Here is a 25,582-nt window from a genome sequence, read left to right as displayed (position 1 = left end):
GGCAGCCCCTTCACGGTCGGGTCGTGGTCGCCAGAATCGCGGCTGTCAGTACGACTTGGGGAGACCCAGGGACTGGTGGGATACGAAGTTCAGGATCATTTCGCGGCTGACCGGCGCGATCCGGGCGACCCGGGCGGCGGTGACCAGGGAGGCGAGGCCGTACTCGCGGGTGAGGCCGTTGCCACCGAGCGTGTGGACCGACTGGTCGACGGCCTTCACGCACGCCTCGCCGGCCGCGTACTTGGCCATGTTGGCGGCCTCGCCGGCGCCCAGGTCGTCGCCCGCGTCGTACAGCGCGGAGGCCTTCTGCATCATCAGCCGGGCGAGCTCCAGCTCGATGTGCGCCTGCGCGAGGGGGTGGGCGATGGCCTGGTGCGCGCCGATGGGGGCCTTCCAGACCTGGCGGTCCTTCGCGTAGTCCACGGCACGGGCCAGCGCGTAGCGGCCCATGCCGATCGCGAACGCGGCCGTCATGATCCGCTCCGGGTTGAGCCCGGCGAACAGCTGGAGGAGTCCGGCGTCCTCCTCGCCCACCAGCGCGCTCTCCGGCAGCTCCACGTCGTCGAGGACCAGCTCGAACTGCTTCTCCTGCGCGTGCAGTTCCATGTCGATCTGCGAGCGGCCGAAACCGGGCGCGTCCCGCGGGACGATGAACAGGCACGGCTTCAGCTTCCCCGTGCGCGCGTCCTCGGTGCGCCCCACGATCAGCGTCGCGTCGGCGATGTCGACACCGGAGACGAACACCTTGCGGCCGGACAGGACCCAGCCGCCCTCCGTGCGCCGCGCGGTGGTGGTGATCCGGTGGGAGTTGGAGCCGGCGTCGGGCTCGGTGATGCCGAAGGCCATCGTGCGGGTGCCGTCGGCCAGACCGGGGAGCCACGCCTGCCGCTGCTCCTCGGTGCCGAACCTGGCGATGACGGTGCCGCAGATGGCCGGCGACACCACCATCATCAGCAGGGGGCAGCCGGCGGCGCCGAGCTCCTCCAGCACGATGGACAGCTCGGCCATGCCCCCGCCTCCGCCGCCGTACTCCTCCGGGAGGTTGACACCGAGGTAGCCGAGCTTGGCGGCCTCGGCCCACAGCGCCTCGCGGTCGTGGTCGCGGCCGTGCCGCTTTCCGAGGGCGGCGACCGCGGCGCGCAGCGCCGTGCGCTCTTCGCTTTCGATGAATGTGCTCATGATGCGTGCTCCTCCTGTGCTGCGGCTTGTACGACGGCGAGAAGGGCACCGACCTCGACCTGGTGGCCGGGGGCGGCGTGGAGCGCGGTGAGAGTGCCGGAGGCGGGAGCGGTGATGCGGTGCTCCATCTTCATCGCCTCCAGCCAGACGAGCGGCTGGCCGGCGGTGACCGCCGCGCCGGGGGCGAGACCCTCGGCGACACGGACGACCGTGCCGGGCATGGGTGCGAGCAGCGAACCGGGCTCGCGCTGGGCGGTGGGGTCGGGGAAGCGGGGCAGCCGGGTGAGCGTGTGGGCGGAGGTGGGCGTGTCGACGTGGACCCGGTCGCCCTCGTACACGGTGATCCGGAACTCGCGTTCCACTCCGTCGACCTCGAGCCGGACCGCGTCCGGGGCGGTGCTGCGGACCCGTACGCCCGGAAAGCCCTCGGCGTGCGAGCCGTGACGGGTGACGCGGTAGCGGACCTCGTGCTCGTCGTCCCGGCCCCGGTAGCGCTTCACCTGCGGCTGCGAGGGGAGGTTGCGCCAGCCGCCGAGGCGGGCCGTCGTGCCCGCCGCGGCGCCGTCGGCCTGCCGGGCGGCGGCATCGGCCAGGGCGGCGGCGAGCGCGGCGAGTTCCTCGCCGTCCTCCGCCGCGGTCAGTGCGGGCAGATGCCGGTCGTAGAAGCCGGTGTCCATCCGGGCCGAGACGAACTCGGGGTGCCGCAGGGAGCGCACGAGCAGACCCCGGTTCGTCACCGGGCCGTGGATCCGGCCCCGCGCCAGGTCGCCCGCGAGCCTGCGCACGGCCTCCTGCCGGGTGGGCGCCCAGACGACGACCTTGGCGATCATCGCGTCGTAGTGCACCCCGATCCGGTCGCCGTCGCCGTACCCGGCGTCGATCCGCGTCCGTGCCCGCGGCTCCGCCGCGCCGTATCCGCCGGCCTGCCCGCGGCCGGCCGGGAAGGACAGCGCGTGGAGCGTGCCCGTCTGCGGGGCCCAGGAGCGCGACGGGTCCTCGGCGTACAGCCGGGCCTCGACGGCGTGGCCGTGCGGGGCGGGCGGGGCCGGCGGCAGGGCGACTCCCTCGGCGACCGCGATCTGCAGGGCCACGAGGTCGATGCCGAACACCGCCTCGGTGACGGGGTGCTCCACCTGCAGCCGGGTGTTCATCTCCAGGAAGTGCGCCCGGTCGCCGACCACGAGGAACTCCACCGTGCCCGCGCCCCGGTAGTCCGTGGCCCTGGCGGCCCGGACGGCCATCTCCTCCAGCCGGGAGGTCAGTTCGGGGCCCAGCCCCGGCGCGGGGGCCTCCTCGACGACCTTCTGGTGGCGGCGCTGGAGCGAGCAGTCCCGGGTGCCGAGCGCCCACACCGTGCCGTGGGCGTCCGCGAGGACCTGCACCTCGACGTGGCGGCCGCCCTCGACGTACGGCTCCACGAAGACCTCGCCGTCCCCGAAGGCGCTGAGCGCCTCGGCCCGGCCGGCTGCCAACTCGGTCCGGAGCACGGACAGTTCGCGGACGACGCGCATACCGCGGCCACCGCCGCCGGCCGCCGCCTTCACCAGCACCGGCAGATCGTCCTCGGTGACCGCCTCCGCCGCGAGCGGCGCGACCCCCATCAGCTCCTTGGCCCGGGTCTTGGACGCCATCGCCTCGATGGCCTCCGGGGGCGGGCCGATCCAGGTCAGGCCGGCGCCGATGACCTCCCGGGCGAAGTCGGCGTTCTCGGAGAGGAATCCGTACCCGGGGTGGACGGCGTCCGCGCCGGCCGCGAGCGCCGCCTTCACGATCAGGTCGCCGCGCAGATACGTGTCGGCGGGCGCGGCACCCGGGAGCCGCACTGCGGTGTCGGCCTCCCGGGTGTGCAGCGCGCCCTCGTCCGGGTCGGCGTACACGGCGACCGTCGCGATGCCGAGCTCCCGGCAGGTGCGGAAGACCCGGCAGGCGATCTCACCGCGGTTGGCGACGAGCAGGGTTTCGATCATCGGGGCCTCACATCCTGAAGACGCCGAAGCCGCCGCGCGCGCCTTCGACCGGGGCCGTGTGGATGGCGGAAAGGCACATGCCGAGAACCGTGCGGGTGTCGCGCGGGTCGATGACGCCGTCGTCGTACAGCCGCCCGGACAGGAACATCGGCAGCGACTCCGTCTCGATCTGCTGCTCGACCATCGCCCGCAGCCCCGCGTCGGCCTCCTCGTCGTAGGGCTGCCCCTTCGCCGCGGCCGAGGCGCGCGCGACGATCGACAGGACGCCGGCGAGCTGCTGCGGGCCCATCACGGCGGACTTGGCACTCGGCCAGGCGAAGAGGAAGCGCGGGTCGTACGCCCGGCCGCACATGCCGTAGTGGCCGGCACCGTAGGAGGCGCCCATCAGAACCGACAGATGCGGCACCTTCGAGTTGGAGACCGCGTTGATCATCATTGCGCCGTGCTTGATGATGCCGCCCTGCTCGTACTCCTTGCCGACCATGTAGCCGGTGGTGTTGTGCAGGAAGAGCAGCGGGATGTCGCGCTGGTTGGCGAGCTGGATGAACTGGGCGGCCTTCTGCGACTCGGCGCTGAACAGCACGCCCTGCGCGTTGGCGAGGATGCCGAGGGGATGGCCGTGGAGCCGCGCCCAGCCGGTGACCAGGCTCGGGCCGTACAGCGGCTTGAACTCGTCGAAGTCGGAGCCGTCGACGAGCCTGGCGATGACCTCGCGCGGATCGAACGGGGTCTTCAGGTCCTCCGGGACGATCCCGAGGAGCTCCTCCTCGTCGTACACGGGCGGTGCGGCCCCGGCGGCCGGAGCGGGATGCGCCTTGCGGTGGTTGAGGCGGGCGACGATCCGGCGGGCGTGGCGGACGGCGTCGTACTCGTCCACGGCGTAGTGGTCGGCGAGGCCGGACGTACGGGCGTGCATCTCGGCGCCGCCGAGGGACTCGTCGTCGCTCTCCTCCCCCGTGGCCATCCTCACCAACGGCGGTCCGCCGAGGAAGACCTTCGACCGCTCCTTGATCATGACGGTGTGGTCGGACATGCCGGGGACGTAGGCCCCTCCGGCGGTGGAGTTGCCGAAGACCACCGCGATCGTGGGGATCCCGGCGGCGGAGAGCCGGGTGAGGTCGCGGAAGAGCGCCCCGCCCGGGATGAAGATCTCCTTCTGGGACGGGAGGTCGGCGCCGCCGGACTCGACGAGGCTGATCACCGGCAGCCGGTTGGCGAACGCGATCTCGTTCGCGCGGAGGATCTTCTTCAGCGTCCAGGGGTTGCTGGCGCCGCCGCGCACGGTCGGGTCGTTGGCGGTGATCAGGCACTCGACGCCCTCGACCGTGCCGATACCGGTGACGACGGAGGCACCGACCGGGTAGTCGCTGCCCCAGGCGGCGAGCGGCGACAGCTCCAGGAACGGGGTGTCGGCGTCGAGGAGCAGCTCGATCCGCTCCCGGGCCAGGAGTTTGCCCCGCTTGCGGTGCCGCGCGGTGTACTTCTCGCCGCCGCCCGCGAGGGCCTTGGCGTGCTCGGCGTCGAGCGCCTCGAGCCGGGCGAGCATGGCCTCCCGGTGGGCGGCGTGCTCGGGGGTCGCGCTGTCGAGTGCGCTGGCGAGGACGGTCACGGGGTCACCTCCGGTGCGGGATGCGGTGCGGTGCGGACGGGCGCGCGCCGGGCGGCGCTCGGTGCGGACGGTCCGGCGGCCCGGTGCGCGGCGGACGGCCCGCACGGAGCCGGGCGCGCGGGACGGCGGTCGCCGCCCCTGGGTACCGGAGTCACAGCAGGCTCTCCGGGATGTCCACGTGCCGGGCCCGCAGCCACTCCCCCAGGCCCTTCGCCTGCGGATCGAACCGCGCCTGCGCGGCGACGCCCTCGCCCAGCAGGCCCTCGACGGTGAAGTTCAGCGCCCGCAGGTTCGGCAGCACGTGGCGGACGACGGTCAGCCCGGCGGTCTCCGGCAGGAGTTCGCGCAGCCGCTCCACGGTCAGCTCGTGCGCCAGCCAGCGCCACTCCTCGTCCGTGCGGACCCACACCCCGATGTTCGCGTCGCCGCCCTTGTCCCCGCTCCGGGCACCCGCGACCAGGCCGAGGGGGGCGCGGCGGGTTGCGCCGCCGGCCGGCGGCGGCTCGGGCAGCGGCGGTTCCGGGACCGGTTCCAGGGCGCGGGTGCGCGGAGCCACCGGTACCGGCAGGCGCCGCCCGTCGTCGAGTACGGCGGTGTGCGCGACCGACCCGGCGTCCACGTACGCGGCCTCAAAAACCCCGTAGGGCGCGCCTTTCCCGGGCGGGGAGGTCACATGGAAGCCCGGGTAGCCGCCGAGGGCCGTCTCCACGGCCGCCCCGCTCACGACCCGGCCGACGGCCTCCGCGTCGCGGTCGCGCACGACCAGCCGCAGCAGCGCGCTCGCGGTCTCCTCGGTTGCGGCGTCCGGCCGGTCGGTGCGGGCCAGTTCCCAGCAGACCTCCGCCGGGCGGGACTTCGCCCGGCCGAAGGCGTCCTCGATCTGCTCGCGCACGAGTCGCGCCTTGGCGTCGATGTCGAGCCCGGTCAGGACGAACACGACCTCGTTGCGCCAGCCGCCGAGGCGGTTGAGGCCGGTCTTGAGCTCCGGCGGCGGCGCCTCGCCGCGCACGCCCGAGACGCGGACCCGGTCCGGGCCGTCCTGGGTGAGCCGTACGGAGTCCAGGCGTGCGGTGACGTCGGGGCCCGCGTAGCGCGCTCCGCCCGTCTCGTACAGCAGTTGGGCGGTGACCGTCCCGATGTCCACGAAGCCGCCGGTGCCGGGGTGCTTGGTGATGACGCTGCTGCCGTCCGCGTGGAGTTCGGCGAGGGGGAACCCCGGGCGGCGCAGGTCCCGGCCGGCGTACCGCTCGTCGGCGAAGAAGGCGTAGTTGCCGCCCGTCGCCTGAGTGCCGCACTCCAGGACGTGGCCGGCGACGACGGCGCCGGCGAGGGCGTCGTGGTCCTCGGGCCCCCAGCCGAAGTGCCACTGCGCGGGCCCGGTGACGAGCGCGGCGTCGGTGACCCGGCCGGTGACGACGACGTCCGCGCCCTCCGCCAGGCAGGCGGCTATCCCGCCGCCGCCGAGGTAGGCGTTGGCGGCCAGCGCGCCGGGGAAGCGCCCGGTGAGGTCGTCGCCCTCGACATGGGCGACGCGCACGGGGACCCCCACCCGGGCGGCGAGTTCGCGCACGGCGTCGGCGAGACCGGACGGGTTGAGCCCGCCCGCGTTGGCGACGATCCGCACGCCGCGCTCCCGCGCCAGGCCCAGTCCCTCCTCCAGCTGCCGCAGGAAGGTCTTGGCGTAGCCGAGGCGCGGGTCCTTCATCCGGTCCCGGCCCAGGATGAGCATGGTCAGTTCGGCCAGGTAGTCCCCGGTGAGGACGTCCAGTTCACCGCCGGTGAGCATCTCTCGGACGGCGTCGAAGCGGTCGCCGTAGAACCCGGACGCGTTCCCGATCCGCAGCGGGGCGGACTCCGCGGGCGGCATCGGTCAGTCGCCCTTCGGGGCGCGGCCGGTCCCGGCCGGGCCGGCGAAGGCCTGGGCGATGTCCAGCCAGCGGTCGGCGTCGGTGCCCTCGGCGCGGACGGCGAGGTCGTCGCGGTGGGCGCGCTGGGTCACGAGCAGGCAGAAGTCCAGCGCGGGTCCGGTCACCCTTCCCCTGCCCTCGGCGCCGGGGACCCCGGGGGCGTCCTCGGGCCCCCACGTCCACAGTTCCCCGCCCGGCCCGGTCAGCTCGACCCGGAACTGCTCCTTCGGCGGCTCGATCCCCCGTACGAGATAGGCGTAGTCACGGGCCCGTACGCCGATGTGCGCGACGTGCCGCAGCCGGGCGGTCGGCTCCCGGACGACCCCGAGGGCGTCGGCCACGTCCTGGCCGTGCGCCCACGTCTCCATCAGCCGGGCGGTGGCCATCGACATGGCGCTCATCGGCGGCCCGTACCAGGGGAACCGGGCGCCCGGGGGCGCGTCACGGAGGGTCTGCCGGAGCCTGTCGCGGCCGGTCCGCCAGTGCGCGAGCAGTTCGGTCGGCGGGCGGCGGGCCCCGGCCTCCGCGGCCCGGTCGACGAAGGTGTCGGGCTCCGCGAGCGCCTTCTCGACCTCCCGGGCGAAGGCGCCGGGGCTGGTGGCGGCGACCAGCGCGACCTCGTCGGTCCAGGCGAGGTGCGCGATCTGGTGGGCGACCGTCCAGCCGGCCGCTGGGGTCGCCGTCCCCCATTCCTCGTCGCTCAACCCGGCCACGAGCCGGTCGAGTTCGTCGCTCTCTGCGCGCAGGTCGTCGATGACGGCCGCGGGGTCGGACACGGGGCGCTCCCTCCGGGACACGGCGTGGTGCCCCGGAGCATGACAGCGTCCACAGAAACAATCAAGCATGCTTGCTTTAGTTTTCCGGCCGACCGAGGCTTCCGGGCCGGGCGGCGGCGCCTCGGCCGGCCGGCGGCGAAGGCCCGGGCCCGGCGGCGGAGACAACGGGTAACGTGCCGGCCCGTGAGCAGACAGAGCAGGCACATACCGTTCGAACGACTGCACAACTTCCGGGACTTGGGCGGCTACGCCACCGAGGACGGACGCTCCGTGCGGTGGGGGTGGCTGTACCGCTCCGACTCGCTGGCCAAGCTCGCCGGGGAGGACTGGGAACGCTTCCTCGGCATGGGCATCGGCACGGTCGTCGATCTGCGCTACCCGTGGGAGATCGAGGCCCGCGGACGCGTCCCGGACGACGCCTCGTTCACGTACCACAACCTCAGCATCGAGCACCGGCCCTACGACCAGCCCTCCCTCGGCCCCGAGATCGAGGTGGGGCCGTTCCTCGCCGAGCGGTACATGGAGGTGGCCGACGACGGGGTGGCCGAGCTGCGCGAGGCCCTGGAGGTGATCGCGGCGGCGGACGGCCCGGTGGTGTTCCACTGCGCGTCCGGCAAGGACCGCACGGGTCTGCTCGCCGCGCTCGTACTGATCCTGGTGGGGGTCTCCGAGGCGGACGCCGTCGAGGACTTCGCCCTCACGGAGCTGGCCACCGGGCGCCTGCTGGCGGACTGGCGGGCGGCGCACGGCGGCAGGGAGCCGAAGTGGCCCGGTTACGGCCGCGCGCCGGAGCAGGTCATGACGCTGTTCCTCGCGGCACTGATCCGCAGGCACGGGTCGGTACGGGACTACGCGGCGAACGCACTGGGAGTGGACGAAGCCCTGGTGGAGGCGCTGCGGGAGAGGCTGCTCACGCCGGCGGAGGCGGAGCTGCCGGCGGCCGCGGGTGCCGGTCCGGGCGGGGTCCCGGGCGCCCCCGTGGCCGGGGAAACGCGCACGGAGGCGGCGGGGCGGGCGTAAGGCGCCCTGCGGCGCGAGGGCGTGCCGGGCGGCGGTTCGGGGACGGCGGCCGGGACCGGACGGGCACCCGCGCATCACCCTCCGCGCGTACGGGTGGCACCTCGCCGGCGCCACTCTGCGGGCGCGCGCCGCGAAGGGTGCCGGGCGGACCGCCGGTCCGCGCGGCTCTCAGGCCGTACGGTTCCCCGCCCCCACCTGGGTGCGCACCGCGCCCATGCTCGCCGCGACGACCAGGGCGATCGCCAGCGCGTCCGCCGCGGACAGCGCCTGGTGCAGCACGAGGAACCCGGCGGTCGCGGCGATCGCCGGCTCCAGGCTCATCAGCACGGCGAACGTCGGCGCGGGCAGCCGGCGAAGGGCGAGGAGTTCCAGCGTGTAGGGCAGCACGGACGACATCAGCGCGACCAGCAGGCCCAGCCCGATCAAGGAGGGGACGAGCAGCTTGCCGCCCGCCTCCGCGATGCCGAACGGCAGACTGAGGACCGCGCCGACCGCCATCGCGAGGGCGAGCCCGTCGGCCTGCGGGAAACGGCGTCCGGTGCGGGCGCTGAAGACGATGTACGCCGCCCACATCGCACCCGCCCCGAGGGCGAACGCCGCGCCGACCGGATCGAGCCGGTCGAAGCCGCCACCGCCGAGGAGGACGACGCCGCCGAGCGCGAGGCCCGCCCAGAGAAGGTTGATCAGCCGCCGCGAGACGATCACGGAGAGCGCCAGCGGGCCGAGGACCTCGAGGGTCACGGCCGCGCCCAGCGGAATGCGGTCGGCGGCCTGGTAGAAGAGCATGTTCATCCCCGCCATGGCCGCGCCGAAGGCGAGGACCGTGCCCCAGCTGGCGCGGGAGTGCCCGCGGAGCCGGGGGCGGCAGACCAGCAGGAGCACGACGGCGGCGAGGACGAGCCGGAGCGTGACGACGCCGAGCGCTCCAGCGCGGGGCATCAGGAGCACGGCGACGGCGGCCCCGAACTGCACGGAGAGCCCGCCCGCGACGACGAGGGCGACCGGCCCGAGCGAGCCACGGCCGCGGCGCGTGCCGTGCTCCAGTTCACCGGTCGCCTCGGGGAGAGCGACCGCGGCGGCTGCCAGCTCCGCACCCGCGCTCTCGCGACCACCGGTACCTGCGGTCGCGTCTGCGCCACGGAGCCTGCTCACCGTTCCACCCTCGTCCATCCGACTGAACCTACAGTTCAAAATACTGCACTGGAGGTACTCGGTCCACTTCGATTCCCCTTTCACGCTACGGAAGCCCGTGCCGTCCGTGAAATGCCGATTGGGCTGCGGTTATGCTCCGCACGCATGAGCATCGAGGTGCGCCATCTCCGCTGTTTCCTGGCCGTCGCCGAGGAACGGAGCCTGACCAGGGCCGCCGCCGCACTGCACATCACCCAGCCGGCGGTCTCGCGCACGCTCGCGGCACTGGAACGCCGGCTCGGCGTGCGACTCGTCGACCGCTCCACGCATCATCTGGAGCTCACCGCCGAGGGCCGGGCATTCCGCGAGAAGGCCGCCGCGGCCGTGACCGCGTTCGACGACGCGCTCGATCCCGCCCGGCTGCACCACCGGCCCCTGCGCCTCGGACACGCCTGGTCGGCCTTGGGCGCGTTCACCACTCCCCTGCTGCGGCGCTGGCAGCGGGAACACCCGGACACCCCACTGGAACTCCTCCGCATCGACGACCGCACGGCGGGGCTGGCGCGCGGCGCGGTGGACGCCGCCGTGCTGCGGGGCACGGTCGACACCCCCGGCCTGGTGACGGCGCTGCTGTTCACGGAACCCCGGGTCGCCGCGGTCACCTCCGACGGTCCGCTCGCCCGTCTCGCGTCACTGACGCTCGCCGATCTCGCGTCCGTCCCGGTCGTCCTCAACACCGTCTCGGGGCTGACGACGCCCGACCTCTGGCCCGAGGGGGCGAGGCCGGTGACGACGCTGACGGTCGGGAACACCGACGACTGGCTGACCGCGATCGCCGCGGGCCGTGGCGCGGGCGCCTCCGCGGCTTCCACGGCAGAGATGCACCCCCACCCGGGCGTCACCTACCGTCCGCTCACCGATGCGCCACCGGTCCCGGTCCTCCTCGCCTGGCGCGCCGCCGCGCCGCACCCGGCACTCGGGGCGCTGGCGGAACTGGCACGCGAACTCGGCACGCGGGCCTGAGAGAACGCTGACGGGTGGGGCCCTTCGGGTGGCTCCCGGCCGGACGAGCGCGTGCTGCACGGGATCGCTCGGGACGCGGCCGTGCTGCGCGGCACCGCCCGGGTCGAACCGGCCGCCCGTGAGCACCCTCTCAGCCCTCGCCCAGCGGCTCGGCTTCCTCCGCTGCGAGTTGGTGATCGGCCCAGACGTAGCTTTCGGGCAGCAGGTCGGTGATGCGGACGGCCCGGACGCGGTCGCCCTCGCCGACGATGACCCGGAGGGCGGGGAAGTAGTCGAGAAGGGCCTGGCGGCAACGGCCGCACGGGGGAACGATCCCCCGGTCGCGGTCCCCGACCGCGACGATCGTGTCCAGCTCGTAGGCGCCCTGGGCGGCTGCCGTGCCGATGAGAACGAGCTCGGCGCAGGGCCCTCCCGTGAAGTGGTAGGCATTCACGGCGGTGACGATCCGGCCGTCCCGGGTGCGGGCCGCGGCTGCCATGGTGTGGTTGTCGCCCCGGCAGCGCGTCCGGGCCACGTGCGCTGCGGCCTGGACGAGTTCACGGTCGACGGCATGGGACTGCGTGGTCATCTTCTCTGCTTCTCCGCCTTCGTCGGGTGTCAGGCGACGGTGGCCCGTGGCACGAGGGCGCGCAAGCGAGTATCGGCGAAGAGCTCGTCGCCCGGACGGGCCGGAAGGCAGGGCGAAGCGTGCGACGGCGCCGTTCCCGCTCGGGCGGCACGCTCGGATCCGTATCGCTCGAGGTGGAGCAGAACGCACCCCCAGGGAAGGCGAACGACCCGGGCCGAAGTCGCCTGACGGGGCCCTAACATGGGCCGATGCAGCGCCACCGTTCCCGCCCCCGGCTGGTCGCCACCGACCTGGACGGCACGCTCCTGCGCCGCGACGGCACCGTTTCGGAGCGTACGCTGCGCGCCCTGCGCGTGGCTGTGGAGGGCGGCGCGGAGCTCGTGTTCGTCACGGCCCGGCCGCCGCGCTACGTGGACGCGCTCGCCGCCGCCACGGGGCTCGTCGGCACGGCGGTGTGCAGCAACGGCGCGCAGGTGTACGACGTGCGGGCTCGTACGGTCGTCCGCTCCCTGACCCTCGTCCCGGACACGGCCCGCAAGGTGGCGACGGCACTCGCGGTGGCCGCACCGGGACTGGGCTTCGCCGTGGAGACGGGCCTGCGGGTGCTGTACGAGCCGGCCTACCTCCTGCGGTTCGGCGGCGGCCTGGGCGCGGAGTCGCCCGTGGCGTCCCTGGGCGACCTCTGGCTGCTGGACGTCCCCATCGTCAAACTGCTCGCCCACTCGGCCCGCATGGACGCGGACGTGCTCGTGGCGCTGGCCCAGGAAGCGGCGGGCGGGGAGGCGCAGTTCACCCACTCCGGCGGACGCGGCCTGCTGGAGATCAGCGCGCGCGGCGTGACCAAGGCCGCGACGCTGTCCGCGCTCTGCGCGGTACGGGGCGTCGACGCGGCGGAGGTGGTGGCGTTCGGCGATATGCCCAACGATCTCGCGATCCTCCGCTGGGCGGGCGGCGGTTACGCGATGGGCAACGCGCACCCGGCCGTGCTCGCCGCCGTTCCCCGGCGGACGGCGTCCAACGAGGAGGACGGCGTGGCCCGGGTCCTGGAGCGTCTCTTCGACGGGGACTGAACCCGGCGACGGGTGCGGCGCGGGCAGGACCACCGTCGAATTCGAGCCCCGCACGGCTGCGGTGACATCCCGTCGGAGCGGCGGGACCGAGGGCCCGGGAGCTCGATGGCAACCCCGGGAACCGCTTGTCGGGTACACCGCGTCTGCGGTAAAAACGCGCGACACTCAGGGATCAGATCCGGCCACCTCATCGCCGACGACATCCCATGAATTGACGTGCACACAACTATCTGGGGGGTCGTCATGCAGGGACGCTTGGAGAAGCTGAAGCAGAGAGGCGGCATCAGCCTTTTCGTCCTCGCGGTGGGACTCGGAATCTTCTTCTTCGTCGGCAGCGCCTCGCAGGCGCCGAGCGGCTGGGGAGCCGCGTACGCCGCCGGCAAGCCCGTCACCGTCCAGCTGTCCAGCTCATGCCGTATCGAGACCGTCGGCGACGGCAAGAGCACCGGCAAGTGCGAGGGCACCAAGTGGACCGCCGACGGCGAGTCCCGCACCGGAACCCTCTACGCCTACGGCGACGACATCACACGCTCCGCGGACGGCGCCCTGACCTTCACCGGCGAGGCGAAGGCCCTCGGCGACCGCGCCTACGGCCGCCCGGACACCTGGCTGACCGTCGTCCACCTCGGCGCCCTCGGCATCGCGGCCATCGGCGTCCTCGCCCTGCTCGGCAGCCTGGTCTCGGTCATGCTTCCGTCCCGCCGGACGGCCTGAGCCGCGCGGGCACGGCCGGGCCGCGACGCCCGCCCCGCGAGGCCGCCGCACCCGTGCGGCGACCTCGCGAGCCCGGCGGCACACCACCGGTTCACGAGGCCGCCGATCACGGTGACCGTCGCGCCGTTCAGCCCCCGGCCATCCCGAGCAGCGCGGGAAGCTCCCGCATGTCGTCGAACACCACCGTGCCCGGCCCCTCCAGCCGCGCCGCCGGGGTCAGGCCCCCGCAGTAGCCGAAGGCCCGCATACCCGCCGCCCGGGCGGCCCGCACTCCGTAGGCGCTGTCCTCGACGACCGCGCACCGGCCGGGCTCCACGCCCAGGGAGCGCGCCGCGTGCAGGAAGAGGTCCGGCGTCGCGACGGGCTGAACGTTGTCCGACGCGGCACCAGGTCCGCGCACTTCGGCCGGAGGCCATGCTCCTTGCCCCAACGACTCAGTCGCGGGGGAACTCCCCCGTCCCGAGGGTGAGACCGACGGACGTGCCGGTCAGGTCGACGTCCGCGCCGAAGGCGACGGTCGTCTCGACGAGATAGTCGCCGCCCTTCGGCTGGGTGTGGACGTGGCACCGGCCGACGTAGGGGTCGACGATCAGGTAGACCGGGACCTCGGCGTTCGCGTAGGCGGCCTTCTTGGGGCCGTAGTCGTTGGCGCCGGTGCTCCTGGACACGACTTCCACGACGAGGACCACGTCCTCATGGCGCCACAGCCCTTTCGCGTTCTTCTCCGCGTCCCCCGTGAGGAGAGTCAGGTCGGTGGCGAACCCGTTGAGGTGGCCGGGGTAGTCGATGCGAACGTCCGACTTGATCCTTCTTCTGGCGTACTGCCCGCGCAACTGGTCGTAGATGTCCGCGATGATGTCCCAGTGCGTGTCCCGCTGCGGCGACATGAAGACGGTCCCCTCGACGATCTCGACCTTGTACCCCTCGGGGACGGGCATCCGCTCGAGCGCATCGAACATCGCGTCCAGGGTGCGCTCGTTGTCGCTCTCAGCCATCTCGATCCTGTCGGTCTCCACGACGGTCACCATGGCGCTCCTCCCCGGCCGCCGCGTGGTGGCGGGCAGCCGCGCAGTACAACGATACGTACGGGAGCAGGGACACGCCCGGCACCGTCACACGCCGTCCACCGGCTCCGTCGGCTCCGTCGGCTCCCCCGTCAGCCCCTCCGCCAGCACCTCCGCCAGATGCCGCCCCCTCCGGACGGCCAGCTGCTCCAGCTGGGTGCGGCAGGAGAAGCCGTCCGCGAGGAGGACGGTGCCGGCGGTCGCCGCGCGCACCGCGGGCAGGAGCCGGTCCTCCGCGCAGGCCACCGACACCTCGTAGTGGCCGCGCTCGAAGCCGAAGTTGCCCGCGAGCCCGCAGCAGCCGCCGCTCAACTCGCCGGTGAGGCCCGCCCGTTCGCGCAGCCGGCGCTCGGCGGCGTCCCCCAGGACGGCGTGCTGGTGGCAGTGGGTCTGGCCGGCGACCGGGCGGTCCAGGCGGGGTGGGCGCCAGTCCGTGGCGTGCTCCTCCAGGGCGGCCGCGAAGGTGCGTACGGAACCGGCCAGCCGGTGTGCCCGCGGATCGTCGGCCAGGAGTTCCGGAAGGTCCGTGCGCAGAGCCGCCGCGCAACTGGGTTCGAGTACGACCACGGGCGCGCCCCGGTCGAGGACCGGTTCCATCACGTCCAGGGCGCGGCGCATGACGGCGCGGGCGCGGTCCAGTTGGCCGGTGGAGACGTAGGTCAGCCCGCAGCAGACCCGGCCCGGTGGGAGACGGACGCCCAGGCCGGCCGCCTCCAGGACCCGGACTGCGGCGCGGCCGACCGACGGGGAGAGGTGCTCGGTGAAGGTGTCGGGCCAGAGCACCAGCGGTGAACCCGGGGTTCCGTTGCGCCGCCACCAGGAGGTGAAGGTCCGCGTCGCCAGCCGCGGGAACTCCCGTTCGGGGGCGATGCCGCCAAGGCGTTTGGCCAGCGAGGCGAGGGGCCCCACCCGCGAGGCCGCGTTCAGCGGCCCGGCGAACGGCGCGGCCGCCCGCAGCCAGCGCGGCAGCATGCCCATCGAGTAGTGCGCCGCCGGGCGCCTCCGCCCCGCGTAGTGGTGGTGCAGGAACTCCGCCTTGTACGTGGCCATGTCGACGTCTACCGGGCAGTCGCTGCGGCAGCCCTTGCAGGACAGGCACAGATCGAGGGCCTCGCGCACCTCCGGCGAGCGCCAGCCGCCGGTGACCACCTCGCCCGCGAGCATCTCGTGCAGCAGCCGGGCGCGTCCGCGCGTGGAGTGCCGCTCCTCTCCGGTCGCGCGGTAGGACGGGCACATCACCTCCGCCCCCGAGGAGGGCCCCTCCACCCGGCACTTGGCCACCCCGACACACCGCCGCACGGCCGCCCTGAAGTCCCCGCCGTCGTGCGGGTAGCCGAAGGCCACGTCCACCGGCTCCCTCGGCAGGACGGCGAAGCGCAGGTTCTCGTCAAGTCGCGCGGGCCGGACCAGCATGCCCGGGTTCAGCCCGCCGGCCGGGTCCCAGAGGTCCTTGAACCGGCCGAACTGGGCGACCAGTTCGTCGCCGTACATCCTCGGCAGCAGTTCCGCGCGCGCCTGCCCGTCGCCGTGCTCGCCCGACAGCGAGCCGCCGTGCGCCACGACGAGTCCGGCCACGTCCTGCGAGAACGCGCGGAAGCGCCGTACGCCCTCCTCCCCCAGCAGGTCGAAGTCGATGCGGACGTGGATGCAGCCGTCGCCGAAGTGGCCGTACGGCGTGCCGCGCAGCCCGTGCTGGGCGAGCAGTGCGCGGAAGTCCCGCAGATAGGCGCCCAGCCGGGCCGGGGGCACCGCGCAGTCCTCCCAGCCGGGCCAGGCCTCTCCCCCGGAGCCTGCCCGGGTGGGGGTGCCCCCGGCGTCGCCGGGGGGAGTACCAGCACCGTCGGGGATCCGGGTCGCGGTGCCGGAGGCGTCCTCCCGGATCCGCCACAGCGCGCGCTGCCCGGCCGGGTCGGTGACGACGGTCCCGTCGAGGGCGTCCGCGCCGCGCACGATCTCCTCCGCGCGGGCCCGCGCCTCGGCGGCCGTCGCACCGCCAGTCTCGACGAAGAGCCACGCCCCGCCCCTCGGCAGCCCCTTGCCCTCGCCGTCCGGGACGAGGTCGTCCGCCATGCCCTCGACCGTGAGCGGATGGTGGGGCAGCAGTCCGGCGGCGGCCTCGGCGGCCGCGCTCTCGTCCGCGTACCCCAGCAGGGCGAGGGCGCGAGCGGGCGGCGAGTCCACCAGCCGTACGGTCGCCTCCGTCAGCACCGCGAGCGTGCCCTCGCTGCCGCAGAAGGCGCGGGCGAGATCGGTGCCGTTCTCGGGCAGCAGGGCGTCCAGCGCGTAGCCGGAGATCCGGCGCGGCAGCCCGCCGGGGAAGCCGGTGCGCAGCAGAGCCAGATGGTCCGCCACCAGTTCCCGCAGTCCTTCCGGGGCGCCGGCCGCGCCCGGCCTGCTCCCGGGCGGCCCCCAGCCCTTGCCGAGCCGCAACTCCGCGCCCCCGTACGTCACCACGGACAGCTCCCGCACGTTGTCCGCGGTCGTCCCCCACGCCACCGAGTGCGAGCCGCACGAGTTGTTGCCGATCATTCCGCCGAGCGTGCAGCGGCTGTGCGTGGACGGGTCGGGCCCGAAGGTCAGTCCGTGCCGGCCCGCCTCGCCGCGCAGCCGGTCCAGCACCGCGCCGGGCTGGACCACCGCCGTGCGGGCCGCCGGGTCGACGGAGACCACGGACCGCATGTGGCGGGTGAAGTCGAGCACGACGCCGGTCCCCGTCGCCTGTCCGGCGATCGACGTCCCCGCTCCGCGAGGCACCACCGGGACCCCGTGGGCGCGGCAGACGGCGAGCGCCGCCGCGACGTCCGCGGCGTCGTACGGCGCGACCACGCCGTCCGGCACCCGTCGGTAGTTGGACGCGTCCATCGTCGTCAGCGCCCGCGCCCCGGGCGAGAAGTCCACCTCGCCGCGGACCTCCGCCCGCAGCGCCCGTTCCAGCCCCCTGCGATCCGCCACCGTGCGATCAGCCATGGGCCCAGCGTGCCCCACCCTCGATCGGGTGATGCCGAAACCCGTCCCGACCAGTGATCGCTTGTCTCATTCGCCGGACATCGAGCCCGGTGACCTGGCGGAACCGACTAGGCTCCGGCTCGTGGCCGATATCCAGATTCCCGCTGACATCAAGCCCGGCGACGGTCGTTTCGGCGCCGGACCCTCCAAGGTGCGTACGGAGGCGCTTGACGCCCTGGCCGCCACCGGTACGTCCCTGCTCGGCACCTCCCACCGCCAGGCCCCGGTCAAGAACCTGGTCGGCTCGGTGCGCGAGGGCATCCGCGAGCTGTTCTCCCTCCCCGAGGGATACGAGGTGATCCTCGGGAACGGCGGCTCCACCGCGTTCTGGGACGTCGCGACCCACGGGCTCATCGACAGCAAGTCGCAGCACCTGTCCTTCGGCGAGTTCTCGTCGAAGTTCGCCAAGGCGGCGAAGCTGGCACCGTGGCTGGCCGAGCCGACCGTGATCTCCTCCGACCCCGGCACCCATCCGGAGCCGCGGGCGGAGGCGGGCGTCGACGTGTACGCCTTCACCCACAACGAGACCTCCACCGGTGTCGCCGCCCCGATCAAGCGCGTCGAGGGTGCCGACGAGGGCGCGCTCGTGCTCGTGGACGCGACGTCCGGCGCCGGCGGCCTGCCCGTCGACATCACCGAGACGGACGTCTACTACTTCGCGCCGCAGAAGTCGTTCGCGTCGGACGGCGGCCTGTGGATCGGCGTATTCTCGCCCGCCGCGCTGGAGCGCGCCGCCCGCGTCCACGCCTCCGGCCGGCACGTGCCGGAGTTCTTCAGCCTGCCGACGGCGATCGACAACTCGCTGAAGAACCAGACGTACAACACCCCCGCGCTGGCGACCCTCTTCCTGCTCGACGAGCAGCTGAAGTGGTTCAACGGCCAGGGCGGGCTGGACTGGGCGGTCCGGCGGACCGCGACCTCCGCGCGCAACCTGTACGGCTGGGCCGAGGAGTCGAAGTACGCCACGCCGTTCGTCGCGGACCCGGCGCAGCGCTCGCAGGTCATCGGCACGATCGACTTCTCGGACGACATCGACGCCGCGGCGGTCGCGAAGGTGCTGCGGGCCAACGGGATCGTGGACACGGAGCCGTACCGCAAGCTGGGCCGCAACCAGCTGCGGATCGCGATGTTCCCGGCGATCGACCCGGCCGACGTGCAGGCGCTGACGGCCTGCGTCGACCACGTGATCGAGAAGCTGTGACCTCCGCGTCGTGAGCACCGGTTCCGGCCGGTCGCGCCACGGCGGCTGAGGTACGGGTAGGGCCCGGCGGCATGCCTCCGGGCCCTTCGTCGTGTCCGCGCACGGCACGGACCTGCCCTTCGCGGCACTCGGGCACGGGGGCGCCGCGACCTCACCACACGCACACAAGGTGCCCAATATGTGAAAACGACGTGTGGCAGGCGTGGAGGTACGGCTGATAACCGCCCTATCCGCAGAGGGAGTTGGTCCCTACGATCCAATCGATCCGATGCGTTGACATGTTCACGCCTCAACAGTCCAGTGCTGTCGAAGGGCGGGACATGGGATCGGCTGGACCCCCCACGGTTCACGTCCCCGCAAGGCCACCGACCGGCTCTCCTCCAACCACAGGAGTACGCATCATGTCCCGTGCCTTACGCACCAGCGCCGCCCTCACCGCGGTCCTCGCCTCCACGCTCGTCGCCGGGAACGCCGGCAGCGCGAACGCGTCCATCGTCGCGCCACCCGACAAGATCGTCATCGAGGTCGCCACGGTGAACGGCTCGGGCTGCAAGCCCGGGACCGCGGCGGTGGCGGTCTCCCCGGACAACACCGCGTTCACCGTCACCTACAGCGACTACCTCGCCCAGGTCGGCGGAGGCGCCTCGCCCACCGACTTCCGCAAGAACTGCCAGCTGAACCTGATCGTCCACGTCCCGCAGGGCTTCACCTACGCGGTCGCCAGCGCGGACTACCGCGGATACGCCAGCCTGCAGCGCGGCGCCACGGCAGTCCAGAAGGCGTCCTACTACTTCCAGGGCTCGCCCGACACGGCCGCCAGAAACCACCCCTACAGCGGCCCGTACGACGACAACTGGCAGGCCACCGACGAGACCGAATGGGGCCAGCTGGTCTGGGCCCCCTGCGGAGTGAAGCGGAACTTCAACATCAACACCGAACTCCGGGTGAAGGCGGGCACGTCCGGGCCGTCGAAGACCAGCTTCATGACGATGGACTCCACGGACGGCGAGATCAACACCATCTACCGGCTCGCCTGGAAGGAGTGCCCGGCGTAACGGGAGCGTCCGGCGACGGCGGACCGGGCCTGCGGGAACCGCCGGCCCCGGGCGACCGGTGTGACGCCGTCCGGCCTCCCGCGGATTGGCGCCACGCCGCCGGGTGGGCCCGCGCCCTCTCGCGGGCCCACCCTCCGGCGCACGCCCCGCCGCCCTCGCGGACACGGCCGCCGGCACGACTTCCGGCGTCGCGCATGCGGTCGCGAGCCCGGTGATGGGATCGCGGGCCTTCCACTGCCCGACCTCCGCCTCGTCCCGGTAGCGGTCGGGGTCGTAGCCGGCCCTCACCACGGAGGCCACCGGTACGGGCGCCTCGCCCGGGCCGTCCGTGGAGCGGCGCCCCGCCGCCGCAGCGGCTCAGCCGCGGCGCCGCCGGGACCTGAGCACGAGGAACGCCAGCACCACGGCGACGACTGCGCCGGCCGGCACGGCGAGGCCGTTGCCTTCGCCGCCGCCCTCGCCCCGCGCGGACTGGTCGGCGCCCCCGGAGCGGGAGGGCGACGCCGCGTCCGAACCCTTGCCGTCGTCGCGTCCCGCGTCGCGGCGCACGACCTCGCTCTGCTCGCCCTCCGTCCCGAACATCAGCGACCTGCCGTCCGGAGTGAAGGTCACCGACTCGGCCTGGCCCTGGAGCGGCGCGCTGACGTGGCGGTCCGCGCCCAGCCGTCCGTCGCGCCAGGCATAGCCGCGTGCGCTGAAGTACGAGCGCAGCACCAGTTCCCTGCCGTCGGGCGAGAAGGCGCCGTCCGTCACCCACGGCACCTCGCCGATCCTCCGGAAGACGTTATCCCCGCCGGTCACCAGCCGGGCCGGGCCTTCGTAGAGCCCGCCGCCGTCCTCGTTCTTGCTGGCGATGTAGACGCGGCCGGTCTTCGGATGCACCATCATCGCCTCCGCGTTCCGGGGGCCGTCCGCGTACCGGACCGTGTACTGAGTGGCGTGGACGGTCACGTCCCGCAGTGTCCGCGGCTCGGGGAATCGGTAGATCCAGACGTGGTCCCAGCTGCCGTTCGCGTTGTCGCCGATGTCCCCGACGTAGACGTCCCCGTCGGGGCCGACGGAGATCGCCTCCATGTCGCGCGGCCTGCCCACGCCCTTGAGCGTGACGGTCGCCACGGTCCTGCCCGTCCGGGAGTCGACCGCGAAGACCCGCGGCTCGTCCTGGTCGTTGTGCGTCCAGTAGACCCCGGGGTGGGCACGGCTGGCCGCGAGCCCGCTCGACTCCGTGATCCGCGGGTCCTCGATGGTGAAACCGCCGGAGTCGTCGTCGGCGGCGGCGGGCACGGCGGCCGCCAGGACCACCACGGCGGCGGCCGCAGCCGCAAGAGTCGTACGCAACGAACGCATGCCCCAAGTGTCCATCGTCACGTCACCGGCCGGAGCCACGCCCGCCGGGGGTCGGCCATCATTACCCCCATGCGTTTCATGTTCGTCGGTGACTCCATGACCATCGGACGCGCCGGCGACTTCACCTGGCGCTACCGGATGTGGCAGCACCTGAACCGCTCCTTCGGCGGCCCGTACTCGATCGTCGGCCCGCGCACCGAGCTGTACGACACCGCCTCCGACGCGCCCGTGTCCACCGACTACGCCCGCCCGGACTTCCCGGCGAAAGCCCGCCGCCACCTGGCGGGCTGGGGCGAGGGCTGGCTGCACATGGCACCGGTCATCGGCGGGACGGTGAGCGCGACGAAGGCCGACGTACTCCTCGTGTCGCTGGGGCTGATAGACCTCGGCTTCTACACGAACAGCACTCAGACCGCCGCGAACGCCCGGCAGTTCATCACGGCGGCCCGCGAGGCCAACCCGCACGTCCGGGCCGTGCTGCTGCCGGTCATCCCCAACGTCCGTGCCCTGGTGGACGCCCCGTTCGCCGCCGAGTGCGACCGCTTCAACGAACTGCTCGCCAAGGCGGTCGCGGACCTGGACACGCCCGCGTCGCCGCTGCTGCTGGCATCGACGCCGGACACGTACGACCTCCGCACCGACACCTACGACGGCACCCACCCGGGCCCCTCCGGCGAGCACAAGCTGGCGGCGGCCTTCGCCGGTGCGATGCATCAGGCGTGGGGGCTGGGCGGACCGTACGAGCGGGCGGCGGACCAGTAGGCCGTGTCCGACAGAAGGCGCCCCGGCCCGGACCGCGTTTCGGAGTGCCTGCCGCCCGGACTGCGGGCGGCAGGCACCGGTTCCGGCCCGCCTTCCGGCAGCCGGTGAGGGCCATCACCAGGTGGCGCCCGCGACCTGCCTCGTCGTGGCGTTCAGCCGGTTGAAGAGGTTCGTCGTACCGATCATGAGGATGATCGCGGCGAGCTGCTGCTCGTCGTAGTGGTCCGCCGCCTCGTCCCAGACCTGGTCCGGCACCGGGTCGGACCGGTCGCTGAGGCGCGTCGCCGCCTCCGTCAGCGACAGGGCGGCCCGCTCGGCGTCCGAGAAGTACGGTGCCTCGCGCCACGCCGCCACCGCGGAGAGCTGCTCCTCGGTCAGGCCCGCCTTCCTCGCGCTCCGCACACCGCCCACCACGCAGTAGCCGCAGCCGTTGATCTGGCTGGCGCGCAGGTGCACCAGCTCCAGCGTGGTCTCGGGGACACCGCCCTTCCTCGTCGCCTTCAGCAGGTCGAGGATGGCCGGCATGGCCTCGGGGATGACGGTCGCGGGGTTGTCCATCCGTGCCTGCATGGTCTCTGCCCTCCGGGTTGTCGTCGTCTCATCGCACTGACGGATCCCGCGCGGAGGATGTGACCGGACGGCGGGAAAAACTTCCGCCCGGTTCCGCCCTCGCCGTTCGGCCTTCCGGGTGACCGCCCGCGCAGATGCGAACGGCGCAAGGGGAGGCGACCCTGGAGGAGCGGGGGCTTACGGCAAGGAGGACTGCCCATGTCCATGATGGACAAGCTCAAGCAGATGCTGAAGGGCCACGAGCACCAGGGCTCGAAGGGCGTCGACAAAGGCGGGGACATGATCGACGAAAGGACCCGGGGCAAGTACAGCGGCCAGGTCGACACAGGCCAGGACAGGCTCAAGGAGCAGTTCGGCGGCGACCAGCCCGGCCAGGGGCAGGACAAGCCGCCGCAGCCCTGACGGAGGGCGCCCGAGGCAAGCCCCGAGGAACGGAAGGCAGACATGACCGGGAACACCAAGCTCACGGCCCGCGACATCATGAGCGGCGGAGTGCAGTGCATCGGTGCCCACCAGTCACTGCGGGAAGCGGCGCGCATGATGCGCGACCTGAACGTCGGCGCCCTTCCCATATGCGGCGACAACAACAGGCTCACGGGCCTGGTCACCGACCGCGACATCACCGTCCGGTGCTGTGCCGAAGGCATAGACCCGGCGACGGTCCAGGCCGGTTCCCTGTCCGGTGACCTCCGCTGGATCGACGCGAGCGCCCCTGCCGACGAGGCGCTTCACCTGATGGAGGAGCACCAGATCAAGCGGCTGCCGGTGATCGACGTCGAGCACGGACACCAGCTCGTCGGCATGATCACGGAGGCCAATCTCGCCAAGAACCTCTCGGACGAGCAGATCGCCGAGTTCGTGTCCAAGGTGTACGCGAACGCCTAGAAGGGCCGGACCCCACACGGTCCGGCCGTCCTCGGCGACCGCACATTCTCCTGACAACCCCACCCCCGACAGGCCGCGCCGCCGCAGCAGTTGACCGTCGAAACCCGCGGCGCCCGCGGCGCCGTGCACGCCGTGAACGTCACCAGGGCGTCCACGGCGTCCGGCCGTCCACGGCGTCCGGCCGTCCGCGGCGGTCCGGCTGGCCTGGCCGGTGCGGCTCCCGGGGCCGGCCGGCGCGGTTCAGGCGAGCCAGCCGCAGGGCAGGCGCAGCACGGCGGCGACGCGGTCGGCGACATGGACCGCGTGCGGTGGGACGCCCCCCTCGGCGAGGCCCCGGGTGAGGTGCAGATGCAGGGCCTGGAGCGTGGCGAAGGTGTTGAACGCCCATGGCGGAACGGGGCCGGGACCGCCGCCCGCCAGCGCGTCGGTCACCACGGAGAGCCAGCCGGCGGCCTGTTCGGCAGTCAGGCCGGGGGCGAGCAGGATGCCGGTGATGGCACGGGCGAGGCGCGCGTCCTCCAACTGCTCATAGCGGTAGTCGGTGTGCGGGGCCGTGAACCGGCGCGCGCACAGATCGAGCAGGCCGGTCCGTTCTTCCGGGAGCCGGCGGGCGAACGCCGCGGCGGCGTCGGCCCCGTGGGCCACCGCGTGCAGCCAGCCGAGGGAGTCGTCCCATCCGCGGGTCTCGCGCTCGGACGGGTACCACGAGGCGAAGCCGGCGTACCAGCGCCGAACGGCCGCCTCCGGCACCAGGCCGGGGACTGCGCCGGCCCGGTCCAGCACACACCGCAGTACGAGCGGGGCGAAGGTCCTGGCCTGCACCTCGGGGTGCGTGAACCGCTCGGCCGCGGTGTCCCCGAGCCGCTCCAGCACCCCGTCGAGGTGCCCTTCCCGGGCCCAGCGCGCGAGGGCCGTGTACGCCCGCGCGTCGCGCACCTCCGGGTCGGCGTCCACGAGCAGGTCCGACAGCCCGTCGGCGATCAGGGCCGGCGAGACGCCGTCCGGGAAGGGGAAGCCCCCGGCGGCGGTCGAAGGCCAGTCGACAGGATCCGTGGTCATCCGGCAGAGCGTAGGCTCACCGCCCTGCGAGGCCGTGACCGGGCCGTCCCGGGCTAAGGTTCCGGGGTGCGAAAACCCCGTAGCGCGGCGCGTGTTGCCGTCCTCGACCCCGACGGCGCGGTCTTCCTCTTCCGGTACGACAACGAGGAGGTCGGAGTCCACTGGGCCATGCCCGGCGGAGGGCTGGCGCGCGGGGAGTCCCCGCGCGAGGGGGCCCGGCGCGAGTTGGGCGAGGAGACCGGGTGGACCGATCTGGAGCCCGGAGCACTGCTGTGCACCTGGGAGCACGACTTCACCCGCGCCGGTGTCCCCGTGCGCCAGCACGAGCACGTCTACGTCTGCCACGGCCCGCGCCGCGAGCCGACGGACGATGCCGCCGCCGCGCACGCCGAGGAGAAGATCCTCGCGTGGCGCTGGTGGCCCCCGAGCAGCTGGCCCGGGCGACGGAAGCGGTGTGGCCGCCGGACCTCGCGGAACTGCTGGCCGCACTGCCGAAGAGCACCTGACCGCTCCGCCCGGCGACCGGCGCGCCGTTCCGCGGACGCCGGTCACCCGGCGGGAACCGGCTCCGCCCGGGGCCCCGCACGCCGGGGGAAGGACGGGAGCACCGCCCGTCCCCCGGCGCCCGGGTGAGGGGCCTCTCCCAGGCCCCGTCGCTCACCAGGCGAACGCCTCCGGGGACGGCCCCGGCCCCGGGAAGATCGCGTCGAGTTCCTTCAACAGCTCCTCCGGAAGCTCCAGTTCGAGCGCCCGGAGCGCCGACGCGAGCTGGTCCGCGGTGCGCGGGCCGACGATCGGGCCCGTCACACCGGGGCGTGTGAGGAGCCACGCCAGGGCCACCTCGCCCGGCGCCAGGCCGTGCTTGTCCAGCAGGTCCTCGTACGCCTGGACCTTCTCCCGTACGGACGTGTCGGCCAGCGCGTCGGCCGAGCGCCCGGCGGAACGCCGCCCGCCCTCGGACTCCTTCCTGATCACCCCGCCGAGGAGACCGCCGTGCAGCGGCGACCAGGGGATCACGCCGAGGCCGTACTCCCGGGCCGCGGGGATGACCTCCATCTCGGCGCGCCGCTCGGCGAGGTTGTACAGGCACTGCTCGCTGACCAGGCCGTAGGAGCCGAGCCGGCGGGCGGTCTCGTTGGTCTGGGCGATCTTCCAGCCGGGGAAGTTGGAGGAACCGGCGTAGAGGATCTTGCCCTGGGCGATGAGGACGTCGATCGCCTGCCAGATCTCCTCGACCGGCGTGTTCCGGTCGATGTGGTGGAACTGGTAGAGGTCGATGTAGTCGGTCCGCAGCCGCTTGAGGCTGGCGTCGACGGCCCTGCGGATGTTCAGGGCGGACAGCTTGTCGTGGTTGGGCCAGACCTCGCCGTCCGCGGCCATGTTCCCGTACACCTTGGTGGCGAGGACCACCTTGTCGCGGCGGTCGCCGCCCTTCGCGAACCAGGATCCGATGATCTCCTCGGTGCGGCCCTTGTTCTCGCCCCAGCCGTAGACGTTCGCGGTGTCGAAGAAGTTCAGGCCCGCGCCGAGGGCGGCATCCATGATCGTGTGGCTGTCGGCCTCAGTGGTCTGGGGCCCGAAGTTCATTGTGCCGAGGACGAGTCGGCTTACCTTGAGTCCGGTGCGTCCGAGCTGCGTGTACTTCATGGGCCTCAGCCAACTGCTTCGA

General features: G+C 73.3%; 23 protein-coding genes and 1 pseudogene. 10 read left to right on the top strand and 14 right to left on the bottom strand.

What is annotated here, in order from left to right:
• Positions 1-45 precede the first annotated feature (45 nt).
• The 5 genes from BLT82_RS22110 to BLT82_RS22090 form a co-directional block, all read right to left on the bottom strand.
• Positions 46-1,179 (bottom strand): acyl-CoA dehydrogenase family protein, encoded by a 1,134-nt coding sequence (locus BLT82_RS22110; RefSeq protein WP_093657516.1) that lies wholly within the window; start codon positions 1,177-1,179, stop codon positions 46-48.
• On the bottom strand, positions 1,176-3,146 hold the full coding sequence (locus BLT82_RS22105) for an acetyl/propionyl/methylcrotonyl-CoA carboxylase subunit alpha (RefSeq protein WP_093657514.1): 1,971 nt from the start codon (positions 3,144-3,146) through the stop codon (positions 1,176-1,178). The genes BLT82_RS22110 and BLT82_RS22105 overlap by 4 nt, the downstream gene beginning before the upstream one ends.
• Before the next feature lie 7 nt (positions 3,147-3,153).
• A complete protein-coding gene (locus BLT82_RS22100; protein WP_093657512.1) occupies positions 3,154-4,755 on the bottom strand; it encodes an acyl-CoA carboxylase subunit beta in 1,602 nt (533 codons plus the stop codon).
• Between the two features lie 151 nt (positions 4,756-4,906).
• Positions 4,907-6,622, bottom strand: coding sequence for an acyclic terpene utilization AtuA family protein (locus BLT82_RS22095; protein ID WP_093657510.1), 1,716 nt, complete (start codon positions 6,620-6,622; stop codon positions 4,907-4,909).
• 3 nt (positions 6,623-6,625) lie between these two features.
• The gene (locus BLT82_RS22090) at positions 6,626-7,438 is read right to left on the bottom strand and encodes a TIGR03084 family metal-binding protein (RefSeq protein ID WP_093657508.1); all 813 of its coding nucleotides are present in this window, start codon (positions 7,436-7,438) and stop codon (positions 6,626-6,628) included.
• Positions 7,439-7,621: 183 nt separating this feature from the next.
• On the opposite strand from BLT82_RS22090, the gene BLT82_RS22085 reads away from it, so the two are divergent.
• Entirely contained in the window at positions 7,622-8,458 is an 837-nt protein-coding gene (locus tag BLT82_RS22085; protein WP_244292071.1) for a tyrosine-protein phosphatase, read from the top strand.
• Between the two features lie 168 nt (positions 8,459-8,626).
• Here BLT82_RS22085 and BLT82_RS22080 read toward each other — a convergent pair whose 3' ends face one another.
• On the bottom strand, positions 8,627-9,544 hold the full coding sequence (locus tag BLT82_RS22080; RefSeq protein WP_093657770.1) for an EamA family transporter: 918 nt from the start codon (positions 9,542-9,544) through the stop codon (positions 8,627-8,629).
• Between the two features lie 210 nt (positions 9,545-9,754).
• Here BLT82_RS22080 and BLT82_RS22075 point away from each other — a divergent pair, with 210 nt between their 5' ends.
• Positions 9,755-10,612, top strand: a complete 858-nt coding sequence (locus BLT82_RS22075; protein WP_093657504.1) for a LysR family transcriptional regulator — start codon at positions 9,755-9,757, stop codon at positions 10,610-10,612.
• A 130-nt stretch (positions 10,613-10,742) separates the two neighbouring features.
• On the opposite strand, the gene BLT82_RS22070 is transcribed toward BLT82_RS22075, so the two are convergent.
• Positions 10,743-11,180: a cytidine/deoxycytidylate deaminase family protein gene (locus BLT82_RS22070; protein ID WP_093657502.1), complete on the bottom strand. Its 438-nt coding sequence runs from the start codon at positions 11,178-11,180 to the stop codon at positions 10,743-10,745.
• A gap of 248 nt (positions 11,181-11,428) precedes the next feature.
• Here BLT82_RS22070 and BLT82_RS22065 point away from each other — a divergent pair, with 248 nt between their 5' ends.
• The gene (locus tag BLT82_RS22065) at positions 11,429-12,250 is read left to right on the top strand and encodes an HAD hydrolase family protein (protein ID WP_208868005.1); all 822 of its coding nucleotides are present in this window, start codon (positions 11,429-11,431) and stop codon (positions 12,248-12,250) included.
• A 243-nt stretch (positions 12,251-12,493) separates the two neighbouring features.
• Positions 12,494-12,964, top strand: a complete 471-nt coding sequence (locus BLT82_RS22060; protein ID WP_093657500.1) for a hypothetical protein — start codon at positions 12,494-12,496, stop codon at positions 12,962-12,964.
• 127 nt (positions 12,965-13,091) lie between these two features.
• On the opposite strand, the gene BLT82_RS22055 is transcribed toward BLT82_RS22060, so the two are convergent.
• From BLT82_RS22055 to BLT82_RS22045, 3 genes are all read right to left on the bottom strand, one after another.
• A complete protein-coding gene (locus BLT82_RS22055) occupies positions 13,092-13,364 on the bottom strand; it encodes an HAD-IA family hydrolase (RefSeq protein WP_342029420.1) in 273 nt (90 codons plus the stop codon).
• Positions 13,365-13,398: 34 nt separating this feature from the next.
• On the bottom strand, positions 13,399-13,992 hold the full coding sequence (locus BLT82_RS22050; RefSeq protein ID WP_093657498.1) for a Uma2 family endonuclease: 594 nt from the start codon (positions 13,990-13,992) through the stop codon (positions 13,399-13,401).
• A gap of 84 nt (positions 13,993-14,076) precedes the next feature.
• On the bottom strand, positions 14,077-16,995 hold the full coding sequence (locus BLT82_RS22045; RefSeq protein WP_093657496.1) for an FAD-binding and (Fe-S)-binding domain-containing protein: 2,919 nt from the start codon (positions 16,993-16,995) through the stop codon (positions 14,077-14,079).
• Between the two features lie 121 nt (positions 16,996-17,116).
• On the opposite strand from BLT82_RS22045, the gene serC reads away from it, so the two are divergent.
• Entirely contained in the window at positions 17,117-18,235 is a 1,119-nt protein-coding gene (gene serC / locus BLT82_RS22040; protein WP_093657494.1) for a phosphoserine transaminase, read from the top strand.
• Between the two features lie 401 nt (positions 18,236-18,636).
• Positions 18,637-19,290, top strand: a complete 654-nt coding sequence (locus tag BLT82_RS22035) for a DUF4360 domain-containing protein (RefSeq protein ID WP_093657492.1) — start codon at positions 18,637-18,639, stop codon at positions 19,288-19,290.
• Between the two features lie 357 nt (positions 19,291-19,647).
• Here BLT82_RS22035 and BLT82_RS22030 read toward each other — a convergent pair whose 3' ends face one another.
• On the bottom strand, positions 19,648-20,637 hold the full coding sequence (locus BLT82_RS22030) for an SdiA-regulated/phytase-like domain-containing protein (RefSeq protein WP_093657766.1): 990 nt from the start codon (positions 20,635-20,637) through the stop codon (positions 19,648-19,650).
• Between the two features lie 69 nt (positions 20,638-20,706).
• Here BLT82_RS22030 and BLT82_RS22025 point away from each other — a divergent pair, with 69 nt between their 5' ends.
• Positions 20,707-21,399, top strand: a complete 693-nt coding sequence (locus BLT82_RS22025; protein ID WP_093657490.1) for a GDSL-type esterase/lipase family protein — start codon at positions 20,707-20,709, stop codon at positions 21,397-21,399.
• Between the two features lie 114 nt (positions 21,400-21,513).
• On the opposite strand, the gene BLT82_RS22020 is transcribed toward BLT82_RS22025, so the two are convergent.
• Positions 21,514-21,969, bottom strand: a complete 456-nt coding sequence (locus BLT82_RS22020) for a carboxymuconolactone decarboxylase family protein (protein WP_093657488.1) — start codon at positions 21,967-21,969, stop codon at positions 21,514-21,516.
• A 198-nt stretch (positions 21,970-22,167) separates the two neighbouring features.
• Between BLT82_RS22020 and BLT82_RS22015 the strand changes: the two genes are divergently transcribed.
• Positions 22,168-22,371 carry an antitoxin gene (locus tag BLT82_RS22015; RefSeq protein ID WP_093657486.1) on the top strand — a complete coding sequence of 68 codons (204 nt, stop codon included), beginning with the start codon at positions 22,168-22,170 and terminating at the stop codon, positions 22,369-22,371.
• Between the two features lie 42 nt (positions 22,372-22,413).
• Positions 22,414-22,854 (top strand): CBS domain-containing protein, encoded by a 441-nt coding sequence (locus BLT82_RS22010; protein ID WP_093657484.1) that lies wholly within the window; start codon positions 22,414-22,416, stop codon positions 22,852-22,854.
• A gap of 240 nt (positions 22,855-23,094) precedes the next feature.
• On the opposite strand, the gene BLT82_RS22005 is transcribed toward BLT82_RS22010, so the two are convergent.
• The gene (locus BLT82_RS22005; protein ID WP_093657482.1) at positions 23,095-23,913 is read right to left on the bottom strand and encodes a DUF2785 domain-containing protein; all 819 of its coding nucleotides are present in this window, start codon (positions 23,911-23,913) and stop codon (positions 23,095-23,097) included.
• A 69-nt stretch (positions 23,914-23,982) separates the two neighbouring features.
• On the opposite strand from BLT82_RS22005, the pseudogene BLT82_RS22000 reads away from it, so the two are divergent.
• Positions 23,983-24,419, top strand: a pseudogene (locus BLT82_RS22000) (NUDIX hydrolase); the annotation flags it as partial.
• A gap of 151 nt (positions 24,420-24,570) precedes the next feature.
• Here the strand turns inward: BLT82_RS22000 and BLT82_RS21995 are convergent.
• On the bottom strand, positions 24,571-25,560 hold the full coding sequence (locus BLT82_RS21995; RefSeq protein WP_093657480.1) for an aldo/keto reductase: 990 nt from the start codon (positions 25,558-25,560) through the stop codon (positions 24,571-24,573).
• Between the last annotated feature and the right edge of the window lie 22 nt (positions 25,561-25,582).

It is taken from the genome of Streptomyces wuyuanensis (genome assembly GCF_900103455.1).
Classification (GTDB): Bacteria; Actinomycetota; Actinomycetes; order Streptomycetales; family Streptomycetaceae; genus Streptomyces; species Streptomyces wuyuanensis.
This window is presented reverse-complemented; position numbering and strand designations above follow the sequence as displayed.